The following is a 17,088-nucleotide window of genomic DNA, read 5'->3' as shown; positions in this document are numbered from 1 at the left end:
CCGACTAGGTAAGGAAACGATCCGCGGTGTCGATGCCGTTCTACGTCGCCCCCGAACAGCAGATGAAGGACAAGGCGGACTACGCGCGCAAGGGCATCGCGCGCGGCCGCAGCGCCGTCGTCCTGCAGTACGAGGGCGGGATCCTCATGGTGGCGGACAACATGTCCCGCACCCTGCACAAGATCAGCGAGCTCTACGACCGCATCGGCTTCGCCGCCGTCGGCCGCTACCCCGAGTTCGAGAACCTGCGCCTGATGGGCGTGCGGTTCGCCGACGTGCGCGGGTACCAGTACGACCGCCGCGACGTCAGCGGGCGCCAGCTCGCCAACATCTACGCCCAGACCCTCGGAACCGTCTTCAGTGAGAGCCTCAAGCCCTGGGAGGTGGAGATCGTCGTCGCCGAGGTCGGGGACACCGCCGACGACGACGAGATCTACCGCATCACCTTCGACGGCTCCATCGTCGACGAACAGGGCTTCGTGGCCGTGGGCGGATCGTCCGAACACGTCTCCACCCAGCTCAAGGACCGCTTCGCAGCCGACGCCCCGCTCAGTGCCGCCCTCAACGCGGCCACCCGCGCCCTCGCGCGCGAGAACGGCGAGGAGCGGGAGCTGGAGGCATCCAACCTGGAGGTCGCGATCCTGGAGCGCTCCAGGCAGCACCGCAAGTTCCGCCGCATCCAAGGCCGTCGCCTGACCGCCCTCATCGAGGAGGGCAAGGCCGGAGGCACTGTCGCCGCGGGCGGCGACGGCACCGAGGACGAGGCCGACGAGTGATCTGAACGATGACGACGGTGCGGCGCGCCCGAGGCGCCGCACCGGCCGGGCGGGTGCGGACGGCGAGGGCCCGTCGTCCGCACCCCGGTGACGGGAAGTTGGTGAGGCCGCGTGGAACGACGGATCTTCGGGCTGGAGAACGAGTACGGGGTCACGTGCACCTTCCGGGGACAGCGCAGGCTGTCACCCGACGAGGTCGCCCGGTACCTCTTCCGCAGGGTGGTCTCCTGGGGGCGCAGCAGCAACGTGTTCCTGCGCAACGGCGCCCGGCTGTACCTGGACGTCGGGAGCCACCCCGAGTACGCCACCCCCGAGTGCGACAGCCTCGTGGACCTGGTGGCCCACGACAAGGCCGGCGAGCGCATCCTGGAGGGGCTGCAGGTCGACGCCGAGCAGCGCCTGCACGAGGAGGGCATCGCCGGCGACATCTACCTGTTCAAGAACAACACCGACTCGGCGGGCAACTCCTACGGCTGCCACGAGAACTACCTCGTCGGACGGCACGGGGAGTTCGGCCGCCTGGCCGACGTGCTCATCCCCTTCCTGGTCACCCGCCAGATCATCTGCGGCGCCGGCAAGGTCCTCCAGACCCCCCGGGGTGCCCTCTTCTGCGTCAGCCAGCGCGCCGAGCACATCTGGGAGGGCGTCTCCTCCGCCACCACGCGCTCCCGCCCCATCATCAACACCCGCGACGAGCCGCACGCCGACGCCGAGCGCTTCCGGCGCCTGCACGTCATCGTCGGCGACTCGAACATGAGCGAGACCACCACCCTCCTCAAGCTGGGCTCCACCGACCTCGTCCTGCGCATGATCGAGGCCGGGGTCGTCATGCGCGACTACACGCTGGAGAACCCCATCCGGGCGATCCGCGAGGTCAGCCACGACATGACCGGTCGGCGCAAGGTGCGGCTGGCCAACGGCCGCGAGGCCAGCGCGCTGGAGATCCAGCGCGAGTACCTGGACAAGGTGCAGAGCTACGTCGACCGGCACGGCACCGACGCCACCGGCAAGCGCATCCTCGACCTGTGGCAGCGCACCCTGGAGGCGGTCGAGACCCAGAACCTGGACACCGTCGCCCGGGAGATCGACTGGGTCGCCAAGTACCAGCTCCTGGAGCGCTACCGGGACAAGCACGACCTTTCCCTGTCGTCGCCGCGCGTGGCCCAGCTCGACCTGACCTACCACGACATCCACCGCGACCGCGGACTCTTCTACCTCATGCAGAAGCGCGGCCAGATGGACCGCGTGGTCGGCGACCTGAAGATCTTCGAGGCCAAGTCGGTGCCCCCGCAGACCACGCGGGCCCGGCTGCGCGGGGAGTTCATCCGCCGTGCCCAGGAGCAGCGCCGCGACTTCACGGTGGACTGGGTGCACCTCAAGCTCAACGACCAGGCGCAGCGGACCGTGCTCTGCAAGGATCCCTTCAAGTCGGTCGACGAGCGCGTGGAGAAGCTCATCGCCGGAATGTGACCTTCCGCAGTGGTCGGACACGGGCCCCGCCCGGAGGACGAAAGCCCTCCGCGGCGGGGTTCTGACGTTCGGTGCTCTCCCGGGGGTGGTTACGGCCCTACTTTTCGGTAGTGTGACCCTGTCCCAAGCCGGAAATCAGAGGTTGTGACTCATGCACCGACGTGCCGCCGCCCTCGCGGTGCCGCTGGCCGCCATCACCCTGGCGGTCTCAAGCTGCGGAAGCATCCCAGAGGAATGGCGAACGCCAGCCTTCCTGCGCATGAACGGGGACCAGCTCGACCCGCGGCTGCCCACCGTCACCGGCGAGGTCGGTGAGGAACCGGAGGTCACCTTCCCCGAGTCCGACCCGCCGGACGAGGAGATCTCGGGCATCGTCAGCGCCGGCTCGGGCGAGGACGAGCTGGTGCGCGCGGACGACCTCGTCGTCGCCAACGTCGTCCAGTACCAGTGGACCGGCCCCGGCGAAGGCGAGCTCGCCGAGGGCATGTCCAGCTACGAGACCGGCGCCCCCGACCTGATCCGCATGGAGCAGATGCCGGAGCAGATCAGCGAGGTGCTGGTCAACCAGCCCGTCGGCAGCCGCGCCGTCTACGTCATGCCCCCTCTCACCGAGGACGAGCAGGCCCAGGCGGAGGCGGCCGGACAGGCCGCCCCGGCCGGCGCCAGCGTCCTGGTCATCGACCTGGTCAACAGCTTCAACAAGGGCTCGGTCGTGCCCGGGGAGCAGAGCACCGACGGCGGCGACGGCCTGCCCGTGGTGACCCAGGAGGGCCACAGCGAGCCGACCATCGAGTTCCCGGAGGACGCCCAGGCGCCCGAGGACCTCGAGGTCGTCCCGCTCATCGAGGGCACCGGCGACGAGGTGGAGGAGGGCGAGCAGGTCATCGTCCAGTACACCGGCGTGCGCTGGGAGGCCGACGACAACGGCGAGCACCCGTCCTTCGACTCCACGTGGAGCCGCGGCGGCGACCCGTTCGACACGACCATCGGCGCGGGAGCCGTCATCGAGGGCTGGGACGAGGGCATCGTCGGCCAGCCGGTCGGCAGCCGCCTGCTCCTGTCCGTGCCCGCCGACATGGCCTACGGCGAGACGGAGGAGGAGACCATGGGCGCCCCCGCCGGCCCCCTCGTCTTCGTCGTCGACGTGCTCGGGTCCTACCAGAACCCGCCGCCCGCCGAGGAGGGCGCGGAAGGCGGCGCCGCCCCCGAGGAGGGCGCCGAGGAGGAGGCCGACCCCGCCGAGGGCGGGGAGTAGCCGACTCCGCGCGTACGCGTACGACCGCCCCCGCGGGCCTCCCGCGGGGGCGGCCGCGTGTCCGGGGCCGTCCGCGCCCCGGCGCGTCCGGGGCGCGGACCCCGCGGCGGTCGGCCTCCTGCGGGGCGCCCGGGCCTGACACGCCCGGTTGACGAGGTCCCGGGCCGGACGGCGGCCCCGTGCGTAGAGTCGGAGGATCCGTGGACAGGCGAGGGGGAGTCATGTCGGACCGACGGCGCTACTGCTACGTGTCAGGACTACGCCTCGGGGTTGCGGCCCTGGAGGAGCTCTGCGCCCAGGGGCGCCCGCCCGCCCTGGTGGTGTCCTACTCGGGGGAGCTGGCCCACCGCTGCGGGTACCTCGACTACGAGTCCGTCGTCCGCCGCCACGACCTGCCGCACCTGCGCGTCGCGGACATCAACTCCGACGAGGTCCGGGACGCCCTCGCCGCGCACGGCGTGGACCTGATGGTCGTCGCCGGGTGGTCGCAGCTGGTCCAGGAGGACGTGCTGGAGCCGCTGGCGCTGGGCGCGGTCGGGCTCCACCCCTCGCCCCTCCCGGTCGGGCGGGGGCACGCGCCCATCCCCTGGACCATCCTGCGCGCCATGCGCTCCAGCGCCGTCACCCTCTTCCACCTCGAACGCGAACCCGCCACCGGCGACATCGTCGACCAGAGCTGGTTCGACGTCCCCGCCGACGCCACCGCCACCGGCCTCTACGAACGGGTCGGCCGCCTCCAGTCGGAGCTGCTGGTCCGGCACCTGGACGACCTGCTGGAGGGCTCGGCCCCGCGGCGCCCGCAGAGCGGCCACGCGTCGGTGTGGCCCGCCAGGCGCCCCAGCGACGGCCACCTCGACCTCACCGCCGCCGGGAGCGACGTGGACCGGATGGTGCGCGCGCTCGCCTCCCCCTACCCGGGGGCGTTCGCGATGTTCGGCGGCGCGCGGATCACCCTGTGCGCGGGGGCGCTGCACGGCGAGGCCCGGGGCGGGGACCCCGGCCAGGTGGTCTCGGTCGGGGAGGGGCGCAGGTGGGGCATCACCTGCGGGGACGGGACGGTGTTCGTGCCCGAGTCGCTGCGGGTCGACGAGGGGGTGCGGGCCGAGCCGACCTCGCTGTCCATGTTCCGGCCGGGGGCCTACTTCGACGCGCCCTCCGAGCACATGCTCGCCTCCACCCGCAGGGTGCCGGTGCCCGGCCAGGCACCGAGCCCGGACGCGCTCCAGAGCGCCTGAGAACCGGGCCTCCGGGCCCGTGGGAGCGGCTCGGGCCGCGGGGCCCTGCCCGACGGCGGGCGCGGTGCGCCGGAAGGCGCCCCGGGGCCGGGGAGCGCCCGCTGCCGGTGCGCACGGGCGGGGGCCGGGTTGTGCGGCGCCGGGGAGCACACGGGCCGCCCCGCACCGCCCGGGGCCGGTGCGGGGTCGGCGGGCGCGCGGTGCGCACGGGCGGCCCCCGGGCAGCACCGGGCCGGCAGAACCGTGGGCCCCCCTGTATCCAGGAAACCCCACCGCGGGGCGCGGCGGAAGGAGCTGTGGACGACCGCCGGCGCGGACCCTACAGCAGTGCCGCCGCGTGGCGGCCCGCCGCGGCGGAGCTCAGGAACGCCGCGCGGTCCTCGTCGAGCCCGCGGCCCATCGTCGACACCTTCACCGGCAGGGCCGTCAGGGCCTCCTCCAGACCGCCGACGCCGACCTCGACCAGGGTGTGCCGCGCACCCAGCGGCCGGGCCTGGGCGCGCACGCGCTCGCCGAACACCCCCGGCAGCACCGGCACCACCACGTCGGCCCGGGCCAGCGCCACGCGCCCGTACGCGGTCAGGCTGTGGTGCGACACCCCCCGGTGCCGCTCGCGCCCGTCGGCCTCGCTCACCCGGAGCGCGGCCACCGGGCGCCCGCCCAGCACGGCCGCCGCGTTGACCGCCTCGCCGCAGGAGACCCCCGAGAACCCCCACGGGGTGCCGGTGCCCAGATTCCCCGGCCCCTGGCACACCACCGCCACCTCCGCGCCCATCACGTGCCGGGCCGCCAGCAGCCCGGTGTGCACGGTGACCGCCTCCAGGTCGCCCCCGAAGGACTGCCCGGTGGTCACGCACCCCTCGACCAGGCCCTCCTCCCGCAGGGCCCCTACCAGCTGCGAGAACGCGGCGGGCAGGGCCCCGCCGTCCAGCATCACGTTGACGATCCGCGTCCCCGGCCGCTCCGCGCGCACCCCGGCGACCACCGCGGGCAGCGCCGAGTGCAGGTCGGCCACCACCACGGGCATGCCGTCCACACCGTCCGCGGACCGCAGCACCCCGTGGTGGGGCGACCCCTGCTCGTCCGCGCCCAGCACGGTGGCCTGGAGAGGCGTGTAGCGGGCCTTCACCAGGTGCCCGGGCCCCTCCCGGTCGGCGGGGAGGCGGTCCGGGAGCGCCACGACCAGCGCGTACCCGCCCGTCCCCAGACCCAGGTCCAGGGCCCCGGTGTTGAGCAGCACGGAGTCCCCGACCACGGGCTCCCCGACGAGGTCGGTGTAGGCCAGCGCGCGGCACGTCGCCGCGGCGCCCGCGCCGGTCCCCTCCGCGCCCCCGCCCCCGTCACCGGCGGGGTCCACCGCCACCAGGGCCAGGGCGACCCCCGGCCAGGACGGGAGGAGCTGAAGGACTTCACCACGGCGCCACCGGATCATGCCAGGCACGGTACCGTCGTTGCTGAACCGGAGTAGGGACGACGCGCCAGAGCGCACCCCGGCCGGTCCATCCACCATGCGCGGGCGAGAAGGGTGCGGACGATGTCTCGCAGGAAGACGGAACGACAGCTGAACCTGGTCATCTGTCTGTTGTCCACACGCCGCCACCTGACCGCCCAGGAGATCAGGCAGACGGTGCACGGCTACGCCGAGGCGGACACCGAGTCGGCGTTCAAGCGCATGTTCGAGCGGGACAAGCGCGAACTGCGCGACAGCGGCATCCCCATCCAGGTCGGGACCGGGGACGCGGTCAGCGGCGAGGAGGGCTACCGCATCTCCCGCTCCGACTACGAGCTGCCGGAGATCGAGCTCCTCCCCGACGAGGCCCTCGTCCTGGGCCTGGCCGCCCGCGCCTGGAGGCACGCCTCCCTGGGCGAGGCGGCGGCCAACGCCCTGTTCAAGCTCCGCTCCGCGGGGGTGCCCGTGGACAGCGAGGCCGCGCCCGGGCTCACCCCCGCGATGCGCACCGACGAGCCCTCCTTCGGCCCCGTCTGGCAGGCGGTGCGGGACCGGCGCCCCATCTCCTTCGACTACCGCAAGCCCGGCCAGGCCGGGTCCGAGACCCGCGAGGTCGAGCCCTGGGGCATCGTCAACCTGCGCGGCCACTGGTACGTGGTCGGCCACGACCGGCTGCGCGACGCGCGCCGGGTGTTCCGCCTGGGCCGCATCCGGGGAGAGGTGACCGTCCTGCGGGGAGGCCCCGACGTGGTCGTCCCCGAGGGCGTCGACCTGCGCTCGGTGGTCGCGGGCCAGACCGCCGAGCCCGAGCGCACCGCCCTCCTGCGGGTGCGCGCCGACTCCGCGCACGCCCTGCGGCGCCGCGCCCTGCGCGTGGTCCCCGGGGAGAGGGACGGCTCGGGCAACGGCTGGGACACCCTCAGCTACCCCTACTCGGACACCCCCGCCCTCGTCCGGCGCGTCGCCTCGTTCGGCTCGCGCGCGGAGATCGTCGAGCCCGCCGGGGCCCGCGAGGCGATGGCGGCCCACCTGGCGGCCACGGCCGGGGCGGCCGGAGCCGCCGCGTCCGAGCCCGTCGGCGCGGGCGGCGCCGGGGCGGCCGACGCCCCCGCCCGCGGGCCCCGCTCGGCCGACCAGCTGCGCCGGCTGCTCATGCTGGTGCCCTACGCCCTGGGCCGCGACGTGCGCGTCCCGGAGGTCGCCGGGCACTTCGGGCTCAGCGAGAAGCAGGTCGTCGCCGACCTGAGCCTGCTCTGGATGTGCGGACTGCCCGGCTACACGCCCGGAGACCTCATCGACGTCGACCTCGACGCGGCCAAGGAGACCGGCGAGATCATCATCGCCAACGCCGACACCCTCGCCCAGCCTCTCCGGCTCACCGCCGACGAGGCGGCCAGCCTGGTCGTGGGCCTGTCCCTGCTGGAGGCGCTCCCCGAGACCGAGGGGCTGGAGGGCGGCGCCCTCAAGCGGGTCGGGGAGAAGCTGCGCACCGCGGCCGGGGCCGCCCTGGGCTCCCTGGCCGACTCGGTCCAGGTACGGGTGGAGGGGGACGAGCAGGTCGCCCGGACCCAGCGGCGCTGCGCCGACGCCCTGGAGGCCGGGCAGCGCCTGCACCTGCGCTACCTGTCGGGCTACCTGGACCAGGTCACCGAGCGCGACGTGGACCCCATGGGCCTGGTCGTCCAGGACGGCTACCCCTTCCTGGAGGGGTACTGCCACCTGCGCGAGGACGTGCGCCTGTTCCGCCTGGACAGGGTGCTGGAGCTCACCGTCCTGCCCTACGCCGCCGAGGTCCCCGAGGGGGTGGGCCGCCGCGACCTGTCCGCGGGGGTGCTCCAGCGCTCGGACCGCGACGCCCAGGTCACCCTCGACCTCGAGCCCACGGCGGGCTGGGTGACCGAGGACTACGTGTGCGAGTCGGTGACCGAGCTCCCCGGGGGAGGGGTCCGCGCCACACTGCGCACGCCCGCCCCCGCCTGGGTGGTGCGCCTGGCGCTGATGCTGGGGCCGGAGGGGCGCGTGGTGGCGCCCGGAGCGCTCGCCGAGGAGGCGCGCGCCGAAGCACTGCGGGCGTTGGAGTACTACCGCACAGAACGAACCTGTGGGAAATTGGTCGAGACCACTTCGTCGCCCGAGTGAGGCCCAGCTGTTCACCGGGGGCAGGGGTGGCGGTCACTCCGCAAGGGATAAGGTGAACGCGTGATCGTCCTCGCCGTCCTGTTCGGTGTGTTCACAGCCGGACTCGCCGTCGTCGCGGCCCTCGCCCTGCGGGTGCGCCGCGCCGCGGGTGTGCTGTCCGGGCAGGTGGCACGGGCGTCGGGCGAGTACCGGGCGAGCAGTGACGACCTGCGTGAGCGCGTCGGTCGAAGCGGTGCGGCGACATGACGGACCCCTATCCGCACCCGCGTACCATCGAAGGCGCTTGTTCGCGCCCCACAGAGAGGTAGAACCATGGGACCGTTCAACGGACCTACCCTCGCCATCCTGGCGATCCTGGCACTGCTGCTGTTCGGAGCCAAGAAGCTGCCGGACCTGGCCAGATCCCTGGGGCGCAGCGCCCGCATCCTCAAGGCCGAGAGCAAGGGCCTGATCGACGAGGACGAGAACGCCGAGGCGAACGGGGCCCAGGCCCAGCAGGCCTCCCAGCAGCAGAACCCCGCGGCCGGCCAGCAGTACCCCCAGCAGCCGCAGCAGCAGAACTACCCGCAGCTGCCCCCCGGCCAGCGCATCGTCGACGAGTCCGGTGAGACCACCCACCGCACCTACGGCAACTGATCCAGGCACCACATCCGAGTGGAGCCGCGCTCCGCGCTCCGCGGTCCCCGCACCGCGTGACGCCGCGGTTCCGCCCCGGCGGCCCGCCCGAGGGCGGCGCCGCGGGACGCCCGACGCCGAGAGGCGGGCGGCTCCCGTGACCGGGCACCCCGCGGTGCCGGACACGGGTGCGACACGGGCGCGGCGCCGAGCAGGAGCGCCGCGCCGCACGGCTGTCATGGGGGTGCGCGCCGAGCGCGCGGACCCGGAGGAGAAGAGAGTGACCACACGATGAGGGCACGAGGCCGGGCGGCCAATCCGGAGGCCCGGATGCCGCTCATGGAGCACCTACGCGAGCTGCGCAGCCGACTGACCAAGGCGGCCATCGCGCTGGCCCTGGGCGCGGTGGTGGGATACCTCGTCTACGACTACGTGTGGGCGTTCCTGGTCGAGCCCTACTGCTCCCTGCCGGTGTCCCAGGTCAACGGACCCGACGACTGCTCCCTGATCGTCACCGGCCCCTTCGACGCGTTCTTCGTGGCCTTCAAGGTCTGGCTGTTCGTCGGGGCACTCGTCTCCGCGCCGTTCTGGCTGTACCAGCTGTGGGCGTTCGTCGCCCCCGCGCTGCACGGGCGCGAGAAGAAGTACGCCTACCTCTTCGCGCCGCTGGCCGCCGTGCTGTTCGCCGCGGGCGCGGGCCTGGCCTACGCCATCACCTCCATGGCGCTGACCATGCTGTTCGGCTTCCTGCCCGAGGACGCCGACCCCTTCCTGACCATCGGCGAGTACCTGAACTACATGCTCATCATGATGGGCATGTTCGGCATCGGCTTCGTGCTGCCCCTGCTGGTGGTCCTGCTCAACATCTCCGGGGTCCTGCCGCACGCCGCCATCGCCAAGTGGCGCCGCGTCATCATCTTCTCCTCGTTCGTGATCGCGGCCGTCATCACCCCGGCCGAGCCGATCTCCATGCTCGCTCTGGCGGTCCCGCTCGTCGTCCTCTTCGAGATGGCCGAGCTGTTCGCCTTCCTCAACGACCGCCGCAAGAAGCGCGACGACCCCTACGCCGACCTGGACGACGACGAGATCTCCGAACTCGACGACACCCCGTCCGCCCTGGACGGGCCCGACGTGGGAGAAGAGTCCGGAAAACGCTCCTGAGGGGCCCCGCCACACGCTAGGGTCGGGCGGTGGGGCGGGCTCGTCCCACCGTCGGCTCCGGCGCACCCCCGGGCCGACCCAGGCCGCGGAGAAGGGGAAGACCGATGAGTGAGCAGAGAGAAGCCCGACGGGAGCTCCCGCCCGAGGCCATGGGCAACGAGAAGTGGCACGACACCACCGACGCCGTCTGGATGCGCTCCTCCCTGTCCAAGGAGGAGTCCGAGGCGGTCGTGGAGGTCGCCACCTTCGACGACGGCTTCCGCGCCGTACGCGACGGCAAGTCCCCCGAGAAGGGCACGCTGTACTTCACCCCCGCCGAGTGGGAGGCCTTCGTCCTGGGCGCCCGCGACGGCGAGTTCGACATCCCCGAGGAGTACCTCACCGAGGAGGAGCGCCGGATCCAGAACGGCGAGGTCGACGTCGAGGTCGCGTGGGTGCCCTCCCCGCTGAACACCCCCAAGGCGATGGAGGAGTACCATCGCCGCCAGCGTGAGGAAGCCGAACAGCGGGAACAGCGGACCGGGGCCTCCGAGGCCTCCTGACGCACCCCCGCGCGCACCCGGGCGCGAGGGATGCGCGGCGACCTCCACAGCTCCGACCCCCTCCCTGTCCCTCACGGGGTAGCAAGGACTGGTATGCCCCCTCACATCGCTCTTCTCGTCAACCCCGTCTCCGGCAGACGTCGCGCCGCCGTCACCGCGGTCCGGCTCAAACAGGCGCTCCGCGACGCCGGGGCCAGAGTGCACGTGTACACCGGCCGCTCGGCCTCCGACAGCCGGAGAATGGCGCGCCTGGCCGCCTCCGACAGCCCGGACGCCCTCGTCGCCGTCGGCGGTGACGGGCTCGTCCACCAGGCCCTCCAGGGGGTCGTGGGGACCGGGGTCCCCCTGGCCGTGGTGCCCACCGGGACCGGCAACGACATCGCCCGCGCCTTCGGCCGCCCCAGCGGCCCGGCCCGTGACGTGGCCGCCGCGATCCTGCGGGGCCGCACCCGCCCCGCCGACACCGTGCGCATGACCCTGGCCGACGGCACCCACCGCTACTACCTCAGCGTTCTGGCCTGCGGCTTCGACGCCAGGGTCAACGAGCGGGTCAACGAATCCCGGTTCAGGCTCGGCCGCGCCGGCTACGTGATGGGCCTGCTCGCGGAACTGCGCTCCTTCGCGCCCGTCGACTTCGAGATCGAGGTGGACGGCAGACGCATCGCCGAACCCGGCATGCTCGTCGCGGTCGGCAACACCAGCGCCTACGGCGGGGGCATGCTCGTGTGCCCCGACGCCGAACCCGACGACGGCCTCCTCGACGTGGTCTTCGTCCGTGAGGCCCCGGTGGGCCGGTTCCTGCGCCTGTTCCCCCGCGTCTTCAACGGCAGCCACACCGGGTGCGACGAGGTGGTGGTCGAACGCGGCCGCTCCGTCACCGTCCGCGCCGCGACCGGCGCCGCCTACGCCGACGGAGAGCGGGTCGGGGAGCCGCCACTGGTCTGCGAGGTCGTCCCCAAATCGGTCGAGATGTTGGAGCTGACCTCATAGGCTGGAGGCCATATGAGTAGTCACTCCGAGCGGTACGCCGCCTTCCGTCGGCGCCAGGCCGCCTCCAGCCCCGCCATCGAGGCCTTCCAGGGCCTCTACGGGTTCGAGTTCGACCCGTTCCAGGTCAGGGCCTGCCGGGTCCTGGAGAACGGCCACGGGGTGCTGGTGGCCGCCCCGACCGGCTCCGGCAAGACCGTCGTCGGCGAGTTCGCCGTGCACCTGGCCCTGTCCGAGGGCACCAAGTGCTTCTACACCACGCCCATCAAGGCCCTGTCCAACCAGAAGTACAACGACCTGGTCAAGCGCTACGGCGCCGACCGGGTCGGACTGCTGACCGGTGACAACAGCGTCAACGGCGAGGCCCCCGTGGTCGTCATGACCACCGAGGTGCTGCGCAACATGCTCTACGAGGGCTCCTCCACCCTCGGCGGGCTCGCCTACGTGGTGATGGACGAGGTCCACTACCTCGCCGACCGCTTCCGCGGCGCGGTGTGGGAGGAGGTCATCATCCACCTGCCCGAGTCGGTGCGCATGGTCGCCCTCTCCGCGACCGTCAGCAACGCCGAGGAGTTCGGCGAGTGGCTGCAGCAGGTGCGCGGCGACACCACCGTCATCGTCGACGAGAAGCGCCCGGTGCCGCTGTGGCAGCACGTCATGGTCGGCAACCGCGTCCACGACCTGTTCGTGGACATGGAGGAGGACACCCGCCAGGAGGAGGAGCCCGAACCCGGCGGCCATCGCAACAAGGGAAGGCGCAAGCGCGAGAGGCGTCGCCCGCAGCAGCACAGGGAGATCGAGGTCGGCGGCCAGAGGCTGCGGATCAACCCGTCCCTGATCCGGTTCGCCGAGGAGGACTCCCGGATCACCCAGCTGGCCGACCGGCGGCGCCACCCGCAGTCCAGGGCGCGGGGAAGCATCCGCCCGCGCTCGCGTTTCACGCCGCCCTCCCGGACGGCCATCATCGAGGAACTCGACGACGACGGGCTGCTGCCCGCCATCACCTTCATCTTCAGCCGCGCGGGCTGCGACGACGCCGTCCGCCAGTGCGTGGCCTCCGGGCTGGTGCTCACCACTCCGGAGGAGGCCGCCGAGATCCGCGAGTACGCGGAGACGCGTTGCGCCGACATCCCCCCGGCCGACCTGGCCGTGCTCGGCTTCGACCAGTGGCTCCGCGCCCTGGAGGCGGGCATCTCCTCCCACCACGCGGGGATGCTCCCCACGTTCAAGGAGATCGTCGAGCACCTGTTCTCCCGGGGGCTCATCCGCGCCGTGTTCGCCACCGAGACCCTCGCCCTGGGCATCAACATGCCCGCGCGGACCGTGGTCATCGAGAAGCTCGACAAGTGGAACGGCGAGGCCCACGTCCGGCTCACCCCGGGCGAGTACACGCAGCTCACCGGCCGCGCCGGACGCCGCGGCATCGACGTGGAGGGCCACGCCGTCGTTGTGTGGCAGGCCGGGACCGACCCCGAGGCCGTCGCGAGCCTCGCGGGCACCCGCACCTACCCGCTCAACTCCAGCTTCCAGCCGTCCTACAACATGGCGGTCAACCTGGTCGGCCAGGTCGGCCGCCGGCGCAGCCGCACCATGCTGGAGGAGTCCTTCGCCCAGTTCCAGGCCGACCGCGCCGTGGTCGGGCTGGTCAAGCAGCTGCGCAAGCACGAGGAGGCGCTGGACGGCTACGCCAGGGCCGCCGAGTGCCACCTGGGCGACTTCATGGAGTACGCCTCGCTGCGCCGCGCCCTGAGCGACCGCGAGTCCATGCTCTCCAAGACCCGTTCGGCCCAGCGGCGCGACGAGGCCCTGGAGAGCCTGGAGAAGCTGCGGCCGGGCGACATCATCCGCATTCCGTCGGGCCGCTTCTCCGGCCACGCCGTGGTGCTCGACCCCGGGCTGCGCCACGACCTGCCCGCACCGCTGGTGCTCACGGCGGACAAGCAGGTCAAGCGGGTCAACGCCAGCGACTTCACCGTTCCCGTGCATCCGTCCGGGCGGATGCGCATCCCCAAGTCGTTCTCCGCCAAGTCGCCCCGGTCCCGCCAGGACCTGGCCTCCACGCTGCGCAACAAGCTCAAGGAGCGCGGCACCGACCCGGTCTACGAGCGGGGCGGGCGCGACGCGGGCGAGGACGCCGAGGTGCTGCGGCTGCGCACCGCGCTGCGCGAGCACCCCTGCCACGGGTGCTCGGACCGCGAGGACCACGCCCGCTGGGCGGAGCGGTACTTCCGGCTGAGCCGTGAGACCGACTCGCTGCGCCGCCGGGTCGAGGGCCGCTCGCACGTCATCTCCCGCACCTTCGACCGGGTGTGCGGTGTCCTGGAGGACCTGGAGTACCTGTCCGGGGACAGCGTGTCCGACGACGGGTCGCGTCTGGCCAAGATCTACTCGGAGCTGGACCTGCTCGTCGCCGAGTGCCTGCGCCGGGGGGTCTGGAAGGGCCTCAACCCGGTGGAGCTAGCCGCGTGCGTGGCGTCCCTGGTCTACGAGGCGCGGCGCAACGACGACGCCTACCCCCGCATCCCCTCCGGCCCGGTCGAGACGACCCTCGCCGAGATGGTGCGGCTGTGGGGCGAGCTCAACGAGGTCGAGGCCCGGCACCGGGTGTCGTTCCTGCGCCAGCCGGACCTGGGGTTCGTGTGGACGGCGCACCGGTGGGCGCGCGGGGACCGGCTGGACGACATCCTGCGCCAGGCGGACATGCCCGCGGGCGACTTCGTGCGCACCGCCAAGATGCTGGTGGACATGCTCAGCCAGATCGCCGGGGCGACCGGTGACGCGGAGGTGCGTTCCACCTCGCGCAAGGCCGCCGACCTGGTGCGCCGCGGCGTGGTCGCCTACTCCTCGTTCAACTAGGCGCGTTCCCCGCGGCGGCCGGCCCGGTGGCGCCGGACGCCGCGGGGAACACCGGCGGTCGCGGGGGCGTTCGTCGCATTGCGGGACCCGGTGGTCGCAGCCGCTCCCGGCCGGGTCCATCATGGGAGACGCACGGGACCCCCGACACAGGGGCCTGTAGTTCGCAAGACACCTGAAACGAGGCTCGAACAGTGCTGCGCACCCTCATCAACGGCAAGATCCACCGCGCCACGGTCACCCAGGCCGACCTGCACTACGTCGGCTCCGTCACGATCGACGCCGACCTGATGGACGCCGCCGACATCGTCGACGGGGAGCAGGTCCACATCGTCGACATCGACAACGGAGCCCGCCTGGTCACCTACGCCCTCGTCGGGGAGCGCGGCAGCGGGGTCATCGGCATCAACGGGGCCGCCGCACGTCTGGTCAGCCCCGGCGACCTCGTCATCATCATCGGCTACGCCCAGGTGGACGAGGCCGAGCGAGCCGAGCACGTCCAGCACATCGTGCACGTGGACCGCGACAACAGGATCGTCAAGCTGGGCAACGACCCGGCGGAGCCGGTTCCCGGCGACGCGACACTCGTCGCCGGGCGCTGACCGGCCCGGACGCGCACGAGGCGGACGCCCGTGCCGGCGCCCACGGCGTCGGCACGGGCGTCCCGTCCGTGCAGCGGCTTTCGGAGCGCACCTACAACCCTTGCAAACTGGCCGATTCCGGCCTGATCGGTCCTCCCGGCGGCGGGTATGCCCACAGTCGGCATGGACGACACAGGAGACGAGGAACAGCGCCGGATCGCCGAGCACATCGAATGGCAGAAGCAGGGGGCGTGGGTCGTCGTCTGGGGGGCCTACACCCGCTGCTTCTGGGCCTACGCGTGCTGGCCGGTGGTCCCCGAGAGCGGCGTCGTCATCAGTGCGCGCGACCCGCACACCCTCTACGCCGAGATGCGCTACGTCGAGCGCGAGCACGACTTCCTGCGGTGGCGCTACGGCCGGGCCTAGGAGGGCGTCCGCCCATGCGGTCCGAACACACTCGTCGCGGACACGCGCCCGGAGCGGGGGCCGCCGCACGGCGTTCGCGTCGCGCGGGAGGCGCCACGGGCGGCATCGGCGGACGATCCCGTCCGGGGGCGGGGGAGCCCCCCTCTGTCCGGGAGAGCGTGAGGGACGCCGCGGTCCACGGGGCGGGGCCGCCCCCGCGCGCGGCGGGCCCCGACACGTCCGTCCCCCTGAGCGGCCGGTTACGATTCCTCCATAGATAGGACGAATCGGAGAGCAGGCCTCGTGTCGACAGAAAACGCTCATGTCGGGGAGGCCCTCCCCGAGGAGGCGCGCGCCCGCATCCAGCGCCGCACCGTCCTCGTCCTCATGCTCGCCCAGGTGGTCGGCGGCATCGGCATGGGCGCCATGCTCGCCGTGGGCGCGCTCATCGCGCTCGACCTGTCCGGCTCGGACGCCTGGTCCGGTATGGCCACCACCATGATCACCCTGGGCGCCGCCGTGTTCGCCCTGCCGCTGGCGTCGCTGGCCGCCCGCAGGGGCCGCCGTCCCGGCCTGGCGCTCGGCTGGGCGCTCGGAGCCCTCGGCGGCACCACCGTCATCGCCGCCACCGTCCTGGAGGCGTTCGCCCTCTTCCTCCTCGGGATGGTGCTGGTCGGAGCGGGGACCGCGACCAACCTCCAGTCCAGGCACGCGGCCGCGGACCTGGCGTCCGAGGCCACGCGCGGCCGCGACCTGTCCGTCGTGGTGTGGGCGACCACCGTCGGCTCGGTGGCGGGCCCCAACCTCATCGGCCCCAGCGGTAGGGTCGCCGCCCTCCTCGGACTCCCCGAGCTGCTCGGCCCGGTGGTCTTCACCACCACAGGGTTCGTCCTGGGGGCGATCCTGATCTTCGCCCTGCTGCGCCCCGACCCCCTGCGCACGGCCACCACCGAGCTGGCCCGCAGCGGGGCCCCCGCCGGGGCACGGCTGTCCGTGTCCGGAGCCCTGCGCCTGGTCGGACGCAGCCCGGGCGCCCTCCTCGCGATCGTGGGCATCGTCGCCAGCCACACGGTGATGGTCGCGGTCATGACGATGACGCCCGTGCACATGTCGCACCACGGCGCCGCGCTGACCGTCATCGGCCTGACCATCTCCCTGCACATCGCCGGCATGTACGGCCTGTCGCCGGTGGTGGGCTGGCTCACCGACCGCTTCGGCCGGATCCCGGTGCTCCTCACCGGCCAGGTGATCCTGCTGGTCGCGACCGCGGTGTCCGGGACGGCCGGGCACGACGAGGTGCTCGTGACGACGGGGCTGGTGCTCCTGGGGTTGGGCTGGTCCTTCGGGCTGGTGGCGGGGACGGCACTGCTGGCCGAGTCGCTGTCGGCGGACGTGCGCCCGCGTGTGCAGGGGGTCAGCGACCTCACCATGAACCTGGGCGGCGCCGCGGCGGGAGCGCTGTCCGGCGTCGTACTGGCCCAGGCGGGGTTCGGCGGGCTCAACCTGTTCGCGGCGCTGTTCACCCTCCCGGTGTTCGCGCTCGCCGTGCGCGCCCTGGCGTCCCGTTCCCGGAGCACCCCGCGGACGCCGTGAACCGGGGCCCGTGAAACACATCCGGA

15 protein-coding genes are annotated in these 17,088 nt (G+C 72.9%); 14 read left to right on the top strand and 1 reads right to left on the bottom strand.

The window, feature by feature from the left end:
- Positions 1-26: 26 nt before the first annotated feature.
- The 4 genes from prcA (at position 27) to ACIRPH_RS11690 (ending at position 4,736) form a co-directional block, all read left to right on the top strand.
- Positions 27-776: a proteasome subunit alpha gene (prcA, locus tag ACIRPH_RS11705; protein ID WP_402912748.1), complete on the top strand. Its 750-nt coding sequence runs from the start codon at positions 27-29 to the stop codon at positions 774-776.
- A gap of 111 nt (positions 777-887) precedes the next feature.
- A complete protein-coding gene (pafA, locus tag ACIRPH_RS11700) occupies positions 888-2,246 on the top strand; it encodes a Pup--protein ligase (protein ID WP_267945317.1) in 1,359 nt (452 codons plus the stop codon).
- 151 nt (positions 2,247-2,397) lie between these two features.
- On the top strand, positions 2,398-3,501 hold the full coding sequence (locus ACIRPH_RS11695) for an FKBP-type peptidyl-prolyl cis-trans isomerase (RefSeq protein ID WP_402912744.1): 1,104 nt from the start codon (positions 2,398-2,400) through the stop codon (positions 3,499-3,501).
- Positions 3,502-3,722: 221 nt separating this feature from the next.
- Positions 3,723-4,736, top strand: a complete 1,014-nt coding sequence (locus ACIRPH_RS11690) for a methionyl-tRNA formyltransferase (protein ID WP_402912742.1) — start codon at positions 3,723-3,725, stop codon at positions 4,734-4,736.
- A gap of 319 nt (positions 4,737-5,055) precedes the next feature.
- Here ACIRPH_RS11690 and ACIRPH_RS11685 read toward each other — a convergent pair whose 3' ends face one another.
- Positions 5,056-6,168, bottom strand: coding sequence for a DUF3866 family protein (locus ACIRPH_RS11685; RefSeq protein WP_402912739.1), 1,113 nt, complete (start codon positions 6,166-6,168; stop codon positions 5,056-5,058).
- Positions 6,169-6,270: 102 nt separating this feature from the next.
- Between ACIRPH_RS11685 and ACIRPH_RS11680 the strand changes: the two genes are divergently transcribed.
- From ACIRPH_RS11680 to ACIRPH_RS11635, 10 genes are all read left to right on the top strand, one after another.
- Positions 6,271-8,325: a helix-turn-helix transcriptional regulator gene (locus ACIRPH_RS11680; protein ID WP_402912737.1), complete on the top strand. Its 2,055-nt coding sequence runs from the start codon at positions 6,271-6,273 to the stop codon at positions 8,323-8,325.
- A 60-nt stretch (positions 8,326-8,385) separates the two neighbouring features.
- Positions 8,386-8,571, top strand: a complete 186-nt coding sequence (locus ACIRPH_RS11675) for a hypothetical protein (protein WP_402912734.1) — start codon at positions 8,386-8,388, stop codon at positions 8,569-8,571.
- Between the two features lie 66 nt (positions 8,572-8,637).
- Positions 8,638-8,961 (top strand): Sec-independent protein translocase subunit TatA, encoded by a 324-nt coding sequence (gene tatA, locus ACIRPH_RS11670; protein ID WP_402912732.1) that lies wholly within the window; start codon positions 8,638-8,640, stop codon positions 8,959-8,961.
- 309 nt (positions 8,962-9,270) lie between these two features.
- Entirely contained in the window at positions 9,271-10,101 is an 831-nt protein-coding gene (tatC, locus tag ACIRPH_RS11665; RefSeq protein WP_402913305.1) for a twin-arginine translocase subunit TatC, read from the top strand.
- A gap of 104 nt (positions 10,102-10,205) precedes the next feature.
- Complete coding sequence (locus tag ACIRPH_RS11660; RefSeq protein WP_402912730.1) at positions 10,206-10,643, top strand: DUF397 domain-containing protein; 438 nt, start codon at positions 10,206-10,208, stop codon at positions 10,641-10,643.
- Positions 10,644-10,736: 93 nt separating this feature from the next.
- A complete protein-coding gene (locus ACIRPH_RS11655) occupies positions 10,737-11,633 on the top strand; it encodes a diacylglycerol/lipid kinase family protein (RefSeq protein WP_402912727.1) in 897 nt (298 codons plus the stop codon).
- Between the two features lie 12 nt (positions 11,634-11,645).
- Positions 11,646-14,486, top strand: a complete 2,841-nt coding sequence (locus tag ACIRPH_RS11650) for a DEAD/DEAH box helicase (protein WP_402912724.1) — start codon at positions 11,646-11,648, stop codon at positions 14,484-14,486.
- 191 nt (positions 14,487-14,677) lie between these two features.
- Complete coding sequence (gene panD, locus ACIRPH_RS11645; protein ID WP_330161564.1) at positions 14,678-15,085, top strand: aspartate 1-decarboxylase; 408 nt, start codon at positions 14,678-14,680, stop codon at positions 15,083-15,085.
- Positions 15,086-15,232: 147 nt separating this feature from the next.
- Positions 15,233-15,490, top strand: coding sequence for a hypothetical protein (locus tag ACIRPH_RS11640; RefSeq protein ID WP_402912721.1), 258 nt, complete (start codon positions 15,233-15,235; stop codon positions 15,488-15,490).
- 366 nt (positions 15,491-15,856) lie between these two features.
- Positions 15,857-17,062, top strand: coding sequence for an MFS transporter (locus tag ACIRPH_RS11635; RefSeq protein ID WP_402913302.1), 1,206 nt, complete (start codon positions 15,857-15,859; stop codon positions 17,060-17,062).
- Positions 17,063-17,088: the final 26 nt, after the last annotated feature.

Origin of the sequence: Nocardiopsis sp. NPDC101807, assembly GCF_044766605.1 — a bacterium.
Taxonomy (GTDB): domain Bacteria; phylum Actinomycetota; class Actinomycetes; order Streptosporangiales; family Streptosporangiaceae; genus Nocardiopsis; species Nocardiopsis tropica.
The sequence above is the reverse complement of the archived record's forward strand: the minus strand, read 5'-3'. Positions and strand labels throughout refer to the sequence as shown.